Annotated in this window: 9 protein-coding genes; 2 read left to right on the top strand and 7 right to left on the bottom strand. The window is 70.3% G+C overall.

The features are described 5' to 3' along the window. From V6M46_RS09805 to V6M46_RS09775, 7 genes are all read right to left on the bottom strand, one after another. Positions 1-1,844, bottom strand: a 1,844-nt coding sequence (locus V6M46_RS09805) for an AMP-binding protein (protein ID WP_332664310.1), incomplete at its 3' end; no start/stop codon positions are given. 62 nt (positions 1,845-1,906) lie between these two features. Further along, the gene (lysS, locus tag V6M46_RS09800) at positions 1,907-3,418 is read right to left on the bottom strand and encodes a lysine--tRNA ligase (RefSeq protein WP_442880493.1); all 1,512 of its coding nucleotides are present in this window, start codon (positions 3,416-3,418) and stop codon (positions 1,907-1,909) included. 125 nt (positions 3,419-3,543) lie between these two features. After that, positions 3,544-4,323 carry a type III pantothenate kinase gene (locus V6M46_RS09795; RefSeq protein ID WP_332664307.1) on the bottom strand — a complete coding sequence of 260 codons (780 nt, stop codon included), beginning with the start codon at positions 4,321-4,323 and terminating at the stop codon, positions 3,544-3,546. 4 nt (positions 4,324-4,327) lie between these two features. Then, positions 4,328-4,762 (bottom strand): aspartate 1-decarboxylase, encoded by a 435-nt coding sequence (gene panD / locus V6M46_RS09790; protein ID WP_332664305.1) that lies wholly within the window; start codon positions 4,760-4,762, stop codon positions 4,328-4,330. A 2-nt stretch (positions 4,763-4,764) separates the two neighbouring features. Next, a complete protein-coding gene (panC, locus tag V6M46_RS09785) occupies positions 4,765-5,598 on the bottom strand; it encodes a pantoate--beta-alanine ligase (protein WP_332664303.1) in 834 nt (277 codons plus the stop codon). 3 nt (positions 5,599-5,601) lie between these two features. Beyond that, positions 5,602-6,504: a Rossmann-like and DUF2520 domain-containing protein gene (locus tag V6M46_RS09780; RefSeq protein WP_332664301.1), complete on the bottom strand. Its 903-nt coding sequence runs from the start codon at positions 6,502-6,504 to the stop codon at positions 5,602-5,604. 153 nt (positions 6,505-6,657) lie between these two features. Then, positions 6,658-8,118, bottom strand: a complete 1,461-nt coding sequence (locus tag V6M46_RS09775; RefSeq protein WP_332664299.1) for a glycosyltransferase family 2 protein — start codon at positions 8,116-8,118, stop codon at positions 6,658-6,660. Between the two features lie 36 nt (positions 8,119-8,154). Between V6M46_RS09775 and V6M46_RS09770 the strand changes: the two genes are divergently transcribed. Continuing rightward, positions 8,155-9,087: an SAM-dependent methyltransferase gene (locus tag V6M46_RS09770; protein WP_332664298.1), complete on the top strand. Its 933-nt coding sequence runs from the start codon at positions 8,155-8,157 to the stop codon at positions 9,085-9,087. Further along, a partial coding sequence (locus V6M46_RS09765) for a polysaccharide pyruvyl transferase family protein (RefSeq protein WP_332664296.1) occupies positions 9,084-10,134 on the top strand: 1,051 nt, incomplete at its 3' end. The genes V6M46_RS09770 and V6M46_RS09765, both read left to right, overlap by 4 nt.

The following is a 10,134-nucleotide window of genomic DNA, read 5'->3' as shown; positions in this document are numbered from 1 at the left end:
GTCATGGCGACGATCCACAGCAGGCAGGGCGCCATCACCTGGGCGAAGGAACGCCAACGGGATCGCCACAAGGTCGCCCGATCCGCGCGGCCGAGCTGGAACCTTGCGAAGTTGTAGCCGGCCACCGCCAGCAGGACATGGGCGCCGCCGGTCACGCGGACGACGCCCGCGTGTGACAGCACGATCAGGAGAATCGCTGCTGCGCGCAGGACGATGGTCGAGTCGAGGCTCGCCCAGGCCCGGCGAGGGCGTGCGGTCGTGGCGAGCTCGGCGATCGTGAGGTGCTGCCAACCCGGCGCGGTGTCGACGTCGAGGTCCGCAAGCCGTACGGACAGCTCGACGTAGCTGAGCGAGTCGCCCGAGAGCGACGTGAAGCTGTCGGTCGGCTTGGCGTCGGCCCGATGCAGGACGAGCTCGAACGCGTGCCGCACGGCCTCCTCGGACGAGCGCCTCCGTGGCCCCTTGCCCTGCGCCACGGGCTCGCCGGCGAGCTGACGCAGCCGGCCGTAGTCGACCTTGCCGCTCGGCGTCATCGGCAGCTCGGACATGGTCCGCACCTGGATCGCGTGGCGCGGCAGACCCGTTGCCCGGGCAACCTCGCCGAGCACGTCGTCACCCGAGATCGCGAAGACGGTGAGGCCGTGGTCGAGCTCGACGATGGCTGCCGCGATGCCAGCCTCGACGAGCTCTTCTTCGAGGTGGTCGAGGTCGATCCTCAGGCCGAAGGCCTTGGCGATGCGGTTGCGCCGTCCGACCCAGCGGTAGAACCCGTCGCTGCCGACTCGGGCGAGGTCGCCGGTGCGCAGCTCGCCGGGGCCGGCAGCCGCGGCGAGGTCCGCGGGCGTCTCGGCGTACCCCATCATCACGTTGTCACCGATGAAGACGAGCTCTCCGACCCCGGGCTCCGCCGACTCGGGCACCGGATCGAGCCGGAAGCGACCGCCGGGGACCGCCTGGCCGATGGCGTCGGGCGCGGATGCCGCCGCCCCCGGAGGGAGGTATGCCATGCGCGCCGTCGCCTCGGTCTGGCCGTACATGACGAAGAAGTCGAACCCGTCGGCCCGGCCGCGGGCCGACCACGCGACGACCTTGGCGGGAAGCAGGTGCCCGCCGGCCTGGGTCACGTACCGGAGGGAGTCGGGGAGATGGTCGTGGAAGCCGCCGCGATCGATGAGGTCGAACGTGTAGGGCACGCCGGCGAAGGACGTGACCTGCTGCTCGCCGGCGAGCTCCCAGAAGCACGGGTCCGCCACGGAGTGGTCGGTGACGACGAGGCTCGCCCCCGCCTCGAGATGACTCGCGACGACCGAGAAGCCATACGAGTAGTGCACCGGAAGGCTGGTGATGGCCCGGTCGTCGGCCGTGATCGCCAGGTAGTCGATGATCGCCTGGCTGTTGGCACGCAGGTTGCGGTGCGAGAGGCGGACCAGCTTGGTCGAGCCGGTGCTGCCCGATGTCACCAGGAGGAGTGCCAGATCGGGGTGCAGCGGCTCAGGCTCGGACTCCCGAAGGATCGTCTCGCCGTCGGCGATCATGACGTCGGGCCCGTAGGTCTCGCTGATGCGACCGGCCAGCGCAGGGTCGGGCGGGAGCAGGATCGCGACGTGCCCGTGGGCGAGCGCTGCGACCTGCGCGACGATCGTCTCGACCGTGTTGGTGCACGAGATCATGACCAGGTGGCGGCCCGGCCCCCAGCCCGCCGCCATGCGCTCCGCGGCGTCGGCCAGCTCCGCGAACGTCAGGTCGCCGTTTGCGGAGCGCAAGGCGGGCGCATCACCGTACTGGCGGATGTCGCCGAAGAATGTCCGATCGTGGCTGAGCTCGCCGACCGTCACCTCTGCCACGGGGAGAGATCCTACCGACCATTCCGACTGGTATTGCCGGAATCGCGGGAACTTCGGGCCGCCTATGCCTCGGCTCGGGAGAGCGGAAAGAGGATCGCGTCGCGGATGCCGATGCCCTGCAGCAGCATGACGAGCCGGTCGACGCCGAGGCCCATGCCACCGGCCGGGGGCATGCCGAACTCGAGGGCCCTGAGGAAGTCCTCGTCGATGTCCATCGCCTCGGGATCGCCCGCGGCGGCGAGCCGCGACTGCTCCTCGAGCCGCTCGCGCTGGATGACCGGGTCGTTGAGCTCGGAGTAGGCGACGCCCAGCTCGACCCCGTTGATCACGATGTCCCAGGCCTCGACCAGGCCCGGCTTGGTGCGGTGACGCTTGGCCAGCGGGCGTACGGACTCGGGGTAGTCGCACACGAAGGTCGGCTGGATCAAGGTGTGCTCGACGAGCTTCTCGAACAGCTCGAGCACGATCTCGCCGGCGTCCCAGTGCGGCTGGAGAGCGACGTCGTGCTTGGCCGCGAGCGCCGTGAGCGTCTCGACGGTCGTCGAGTCGCCAACCTCTGTGCCGGTCACCTCGGCGACGAGCTCGTGGATGGACGCGCGGCGCCAGGGCGCCTCGAGGTCGATCTCGCTGCCGTCGCGCGCGGTGACGACGGTCTTGCCGACGGCACGCGCGGCGTTGACCACCAGGTCGCGCATCGTGTCGGCCATCGTGTCGTACGAGCCATAGGCCTCGTACGCCTCGAGCATCATGAACTCGGGGTTGTGGGTGTTGTCGACGCCCTCGTTGCGGAACGTCTTGCCGATCTCGTAGACCCGGTCGACGCCGCCGACCAGCGCCCGCTTGAGGTCGAGCTCGATCGCGATGCGGAGATACATGTCCTCGTCGAACGCATTGGTGTGCGTCGTGAAGGGCCGGGCCGCGGCGCCGCCGTTGGTGTGCTGCAGGACCGGCGTGTCGACCTCGATGAACTCCTTGCCGTCGAGCGTCGCCCGCAACGACTGCAGGACCTTGGCCTTCACGCGTACGTTGTCGCGCGCCTCGGGCCGCACGATCAGGTCGACGTAGCGCATCCGGCTGCGGGCCTCGTCCGACAGTGGGCTGTGCTCGTTGGGCAGCGGGCGCACGGTCTTGGCGGCGATCTGCCATGAGCTCGCCATGACGGACAGCTCGCCGCGCTTGCTCGTGATGACTTCGCCGCTGACGGCGAGGTGGTCACCGATGTCGACGAGCGACTTGAACTCGGCCAGCCGCTCCTCGCCCACGCCGTCGAGCGACAGCATGGCCTGCAGCTCCGTGCCGTCGCCCTCGCGCAGGCGTACGAAGCACAGCTTGCCGGTGTTGCGCAGGAAGATGACCCGGCCGGTGACCGAGGCGAGGTCGCCGGTCAGCGTGTCCGCGCCGAGCGCCTCGGCGTCGTACGTCTCGACGATCTGCTTGAGCGTGTGGGTGCGTTCGACGACGACCGGATAGGGCTCCTCGCCGCGGTCGATCAGCTGCTGCCGCTTGTCCCGGCGCACCCGCATCTGCTCGGGCAGGTCGTCCTCGGGGGCAGGGGTGCTGGTCGCGTCGCTCACGAGGGTCGATCCTATCGGTCGGGATTCGGCGCGATTTCCCGGCAGCCGGGACCGGCCGCTGACCGAAGAATCGGGTTTTGTCCGACTATGCGCGGACAAAACCAGATTCTCTCGTCGGACCAGGGTCAGGCGTGGTTCTTCTCGTGGACCAGGCGAAGGCCGGTGAGGGTCAGCCATGGGTCGCGGGTCGTGATGGTCGTGCAGTTGTCGACGACGGCCTCGGGGTAGGACCCGGTGGCGATCACCGTGACGTGATCCGGATCGGCGCCGAGCGACTCGATGATCCGGGTGACGAGGCCGTCGACGAGCCCGGCGAAGCCGTAGACGATGCCGGACTGGAGCGCCTCGACGGTGTTCTTGCCGATGACGTCGCGCGGGAGCGCGAGCTCGACGCTGCGCAGCTGGGCGCCGCGGCGGGCGAGGGCCTCGAGGGAGAGCTCGACGCCCGGCGCGATGGCACCGCCGATGTAGCGGTTGTTCTCGTCGACGACGTCGAAGATCGTGGCGGTGCCGTTGAGGTCCACGACGATCGCGGGCCCGCCATAGAGCTCGGCGGCCGCCAGGGCGTTGACGATGCGATCGGCGCCGACCTCGCGCGGGTTGTCGGTGTGGATCGGCACACCGGTCTTGACGCCGGGCCCGACGATCGCGACGGGCAGGTCGTCCCAGTAGCGCTCCTGCATCGCCCGGAGCTCGACGAGGACCGCCGGCACGGTGCAGCACAGGGCCACCGCACTGAGGTGTGAGATGCCCTCCTGATCGACGAGTCCCATGAGCAGCATGTACCACTCGTCGGACGTACGCCGCTCGTCCGACGACACCTGCCAGTGCGCGATCAGCTCGTCCTCGTCGAACGCGCCGATCGTCGTGTGGCTGTTGCTGACGTCGAGGCAGAGCAGGGTCATGTCTTCACCCCGATGCCACGAGCGGGTTGTCGACGATGTCGCCGCGGACAAGTCCCGAACCCGGCAGGGCCTCGGCCGGATCGCTGCCCGTGCCGATGACTCGGTTGTCGGCGTCGACGAACACGACACTGGGCTCGAACGTACGCGCTTCGGCGTCCTCGAGCTGCGCGTACGCGATGAGGATCACGAGGTCACCTGGGTGCACCAGGTGCGCGGCAGCGCCGTTGATGCCGATGACGCCGGAGCCGCGCTCGCCGGCGATCGTGTAGGTCTCGAGCCGGGCACCGTTGTCGATGTCGACGATGTGGACGAGCTCACCGGGCAACAGGTCAGCCGCGTCGAGGAGGTCCTCGTCGACCGTCACCGAGCCGACGTAGTGCAGGTCGGCCTGGGTCACCGTCGCGCGGTGGATCTTGGACTTCATCATGGTGCGGATCAACGTCAGGCTCCTAGCGTGAGGGCGGTGTTGTCGAGGAGTCGCGGCGAGCCGACCCGGGCGGCCACGAGGAGGCGCGCCTCGGCGCCGGGCTGCGCCTCACCCAGGTCGGGATCGGCCAGCACGAGGTAGTCAGGCGTGATGCCGGCGGACTCCAGCACGGCCCGGGCCGCGGCGAGCACGGCATCCGCGCCGTTCGGCCCTGCGGCGACGCCGGCGCGCAGGGCAGCCGAGAGGTACGCCGCCTGCTGCCGCTCCTCGGGCGAGAGGTAGCGGTTGCGGGAGCTCATCGCGAGGCCGTCGGACTCGCGTACGGTCGGGCAGCCGACGATCTCGACACCCAGCGCGAGCTCACTCGCCATGTGCCGGATCAGGGTGAGCTGCTGGTAGTCCTTCTCGCCGAACACCGCGACGTCCGGGCGTACGAGCCCGAACAGCTTGGCGACGACGGTCAGCACGCCGCGGAAATGCGTCGGCCGGACAGCGCCCTCGAGCACCGCACCGAGCGGCCCCGGGTCGACCGTGACGGTGTCGACCAGGCCGGAGGGATACATCGTCTCGACGGCCGGCGCGAACACGACGTCGACGCCCGCCTCGGCGCAGCGTTCGAGATCGTCGTCGAACGTACGCGGGTATGCCTCGAAGTCCTCGCCGGGCGCGAACTGGGTCGGGTTGACGAAGATCGACGCCACGAGGGTCTCGCCGAGTGGGCGCGCGTGCTTGAGCAGCTGCAGGTGGCCGTCGTGCAGCGCGCCCATCGTGGGCACGAACGAGACGGACGAGTCGCCGCGGGCGGCGTCGAGCTCAGCACGCGTACGCGCGATGGCCGGGGTGTCCACGGGTCAGATCCCGGCGGCGATCTCGGCCAGCGTGTCCCAGTCGGCCTCGTCGAGGACCTGGCGGATCGTGCTGGCCTGGGTCGGAGCGAGCCGGCCGTCGGACTCGGCGCGGCCGGCGGTGGCACGTGCCAGCTCGAGGTAGGCGTCGACCGTCGCATCATCGACGTCGGCGGCGGCCAGCGCGTCGACGTGGGCGCGGATCGTCGTGATGTCACCGCGTACGACCGGTCCGGTGAGGGCCGCGTCGCCATAGGCCAGGACGTTGTCGAGGGCCGCGGTCAGCAGCGGGCGCAGGACGGCGGCGGGGTCGGCGGCACCGGCTGTGCGCAGCAGGTCCATCGACTGTGAGACGAGCGTGACGAGGTGGTTGGCGCCGTGCGCGAGGGCCGCGTGGTAGAGCGCGCGATCGGCCTCGGCGACCCACATCGGGGTGCCACCGAGGGCGGCGACGAGCTCCTCGGCGAGCGCGCGATCGGCCGGGCCGGCGGTCAGGCCGAAGACCGGGGTGCGCTCAAGGTCGACGGGCGTGCCGGTGAACGTCATGGCGGGGTGGAACGCGATGGGCCGGGCCCCGAGGCGGGTCAGCGCGGCGAGGGCGTCGAGACCGTGGCGGCCGCTGGTGTGCAGGACGTACTGCCCGCGGCGTACGGCACCGGAGGCGGCGAGCTCCTCTGCCACGGCGATCAGGTCGTCGTCCGGCACGGCGAGCACGAGGATGTCGCTGGCAGCTGCGAGCTCGACCGGCGTGAGCACGTCGACCCCGGGCAGCAGCGTCGTGATGCGGAGCTGCGAAGCCTCGGACCGGCCGGTGACCCCCACGAGGGGATAGCCGGCGGCACGGAATCGAGAAGCGAGGACGGCGCCGACTCTTCCGGCTCCGATCACGCCCATGGAGAAACGCTGCATGCGAGGTGCCTTTCGTTCCAGTCCCGCGAGCGGGTACCAGACAAACTGACGTGGCCAGTCTACCGTCGGGACACCACAGCGACAGGGCTACGACCTATGCCATGAGTCACATGGTGAGAGTGTTGACGCGTTGCGTCCCTACGCTCGCAGAGCTCACGGCACGTTGGCGGTTGCGGTGCCTTCGTGCGGGCCGTCCTTGAGCGTCACGGTGACCTGCTTGGGCGCGCGGCGGGCGGCGCCGCGCAGGGTCACGATCCAGCCGGAGCCGGGGTACGGACGTTCGCTGCCCATCCGCGACAGGAACACCGCGGGCTCCCCCGCCTGCTCGACGTCGGCGACGTCACCGTCGGTCTTGACCTCGAGCGTCGGGTCCACCGGGTCGAGGTTGGGGAACCACGCCGCCACGTCCAGCACGCGGTCCGGTCCCTCGGCGTGCGAGCCGCGGACCTGCACCTTGAGCGCCGTCTGCTCGGCGGTCAGCACGTACGCCTCGGGCGGGACCGGGTCGCTCTGCCAGCCTGGGAGGTACGACGTGAGGCCCGCCGGCTCCATGCCCGACGGGTGCATCTCGGACTGCATGCCCTCGGCGCGTACGTAGCGCCAGATGGCCTCCCGGTCGCCGTTCGCGAGCAGCGCGTAGAGCACGCGGTACTGCGCCGGCACCTCCAGCGCGTAGCGGTCAGGCGGCGCGGCGTCGACGATGCGCGGAACCCGTTCGACCAGGGCGTCGAGGTACGCGTCGTCGGCCCGCTCGAGCTTGAGGACGGAGTTGGGGATGTTGTAGCGGAGGTACTGCAGGGCACGCTCGGCACGTACGTCCGGCAGCGGGGCGAGCACCTCGAGCACGGCGTCGATCGCGTCCTGGCGGGCATGAACCGCCTCGGCGGTGACCTGCCCCTGCGAGATCGACGACTCCTGGCGGCGCCACGTGTAACCGGTGACGCCGGAGATGTCGATGCCGTCGGCGTCGCGGTAGGCCGTGGCGGTGACGATCTGGTCGCCGGCCAGCAGCACCGTGGGGAACGTCAGCTGGGTGGCGTCCCAGAACGTACGCCGGAAGATCTTGGCGCACGCGACGGCGTTGACGAGCACGTCGGGGCGCTCCACCAGGGTCGTGTGCCTGGCCGGACGAGCGTGCAGGGCACGGATCCACGGCGCCGGCGGGCGGATCGCGGCGCCTTCCTGACGCTGGTAGGGCATCACCGAGATGTCCGATCCGGTCTGCTCGAGCACGTCCATCGCCGCGCGGAGGCCGCCGCGGGTCAGCCAGTCGTCGGCGTCCAGGAACGTCAGGAACTCACCCGTCGCGACCGCGACTGCAGCCCGCCTGGCCTCGCCGACGCCGGCGTTGGCCTGGCTCAGGACCGTCACCCGCTTGTCGGTCGCAGCGTGGTGGCGCGCGATCTGGAGACTGCCGTCGGTCGAGCCGTCGTCGATCACGACGATCTCGATGCGGCGGTAGTCCTGGCGCCGGGCCGACGTCAGGCACGTGTCGAGGTACGCCTCGCCGTTGAAGACCGGGACCACGATGCTCAGCAGTGGCCGCGATCGTTGGCGCCAACGATCGAGGGGCATCGCCACGAGTCGTCGCAGACGCCTCCGAAGTCGAGCCACGCGCCGAGCATAGCGACGATTGCGTACCGTGATCGCATGACGATGGGGCCGCTCCCGTGGCGCGATGCGTGGGAGCGGGCGCTGTACGCCGACGGTGGCTTCTTCCGCACCTCCAGGCCCGCCGAGCATTTCCGCACCAGCGTCCACGTGGGCGCGTTCGCCGGAGCGATCGCCGAGCTCGTACGACGCACCGACGCGCCCCTGGTCGTCGACCTCGGCGCCGGCGGCGGCGAGCTGCTGGCCGCACTGCAGCCGCTGGTCGGCGATGACGTCGAGCTCGTCGGCGTCGAGGTCGCCGGCCGCCCCGAGGCGCTCCACACGTCGATCGGGTGGAGCCCGGCGCTGCCGGAGCGGGTCGACGGGCTGCTGATCGCCAACGAGTGGCTCGACAACATCCCGTGCGATGTCGTCGAGCTGGACGACGCCGGCGTCGTACGCGAGGTGCTCGTAGATCCGGGGAACGGCGCGGAGACGCTCGGCGACGCGTACGAATCATCGTGGCTGAACGACTGGTGGCCGCTGCAGGAACCCGGCGAGCGTGCCGAGGTCGGCGATGCCCGCGATGCGGCCTGGGCTGATGCCGTCTCGCGGGTCAACGGCACGGCGATCGCGATCGACTACGGCCACACCCGCGACAGCCGACCCCCGTTCGGCACCCTGCGCTCGTACGCCGGGGGTCGCGAGACCGAGGTCGTACCGGACGGGAGCCGCGACATCACCGCCCATGTCGCCGTCGACTCCGCCGCCGCAGCGACCGGCGCGACGCTGATCCGCCAGCGGGACGCGCTCCGCCGGCTCGGCCTCGACGGGTCCCGGCCACCACTCGAGCTCGCGCACTCGGATCCCAGTGCATACGTGCGCGCACTCGCCACGGCCGGCGAGGTGGGCGAGCTCATCGGCGGCGGCGGGCTCGGCGACTTCTGGTGGCTCGTCACCGACACCCTCGGCCATGGAACACTGGCGACATGACACGGCTGTTGGTCCGATCCGGCAAGGACCCATTCACCCCGGTCGTCGCCGAGTCGACGCTGACGCAGGACGTGTTCAACAGCAACAGCGGCAACTACCTCTTCCAGCACTCGGTGTGGAAGGCCCTGTCGATCGACGGCACCGAGCTCGTCTCGAACGGCACGCTGTCGGAGCGGGTGGTGCCGGCCCCGGGTGACGCAAGGCGCATCAACAAGGAGTTCGACCACTTCGTCATCCCGATGGCCAACGCGTTCCGGCCCGACTTCGCGCCCCGGCTGGACCGGCTCAGCGAGCTGCTCGAAGACCTGACGATCCCGGTCACCGTCGTCGGCATCGGCGCCCAGGCGGCGCACGGCCAGGGCGTCGAGTCGCTCGAGCCGATCGCCAAGACCGTCAAGAAGTTCGTCGGGCTCGTCCTCGACCGGTCCGCCTCGATCGGCGTACGCGGCGAGTTCACCCGGTCATACCTGCTGGGGCTCGGCTTCCCCGAGTCGTCCGTCGAGGTCATCGGCTGCCCGTCGCTCTACCTGCACGGTCGCGACTTCCGCGTGGACAAGAAGGTCGACTCGATCTCCACCGACAGCCCGCTCGCGCTCAACCTGACGCCCGAGGTCGCCGGCATCGGCGCGTTCGCGACAGCCCAGGCGCAGCGGCACCCCAACCTCACCTACATCGGCCAGGACGCGCACGACCTGCGCATGCTGCTGTGGGGCACCCCGTTCCCGCACGTCCACGACCCGCTCGTGCCGGTGCACCTCGACCACCCGCTCTACCAGTCCGATCGCATCCGGCTGTTCCTCGACACCTGGACCTGGTACGACTTCCTCGCGACACAGGACTTCGCGTACGGCACCCGGTTCCACGGCAACGTCGCGGCGCTCCTCGGGCGTACGCCCGCCCTGCTGCTGGCGCACGACTCCCGCACGCTCGAGCTCGCCGAGTATCACCAGATGCCCTACATGCTGATGCCGGAGTTCACCGCCGAGCTCAAGGCCGAGGACCTCTACGAGGCCACCGACATGTCGGCGTTCAACGCGGCGCTGCCGG

The sequence above is a fragment of the Aeromicrobium sp. genome, assembly GCF_036676885.1.
Classification (GTDB): Bacteria; Actinomycetota; Actinomycetes; order Propionibacteriales; family Nocardioidaceae; genus Aeromicrobium.
The sequence above is the reverse complement of the archived record's forward strand: the minus strand, read 5'-3'. Positions and strand labels throughout refer to the sequence as shown.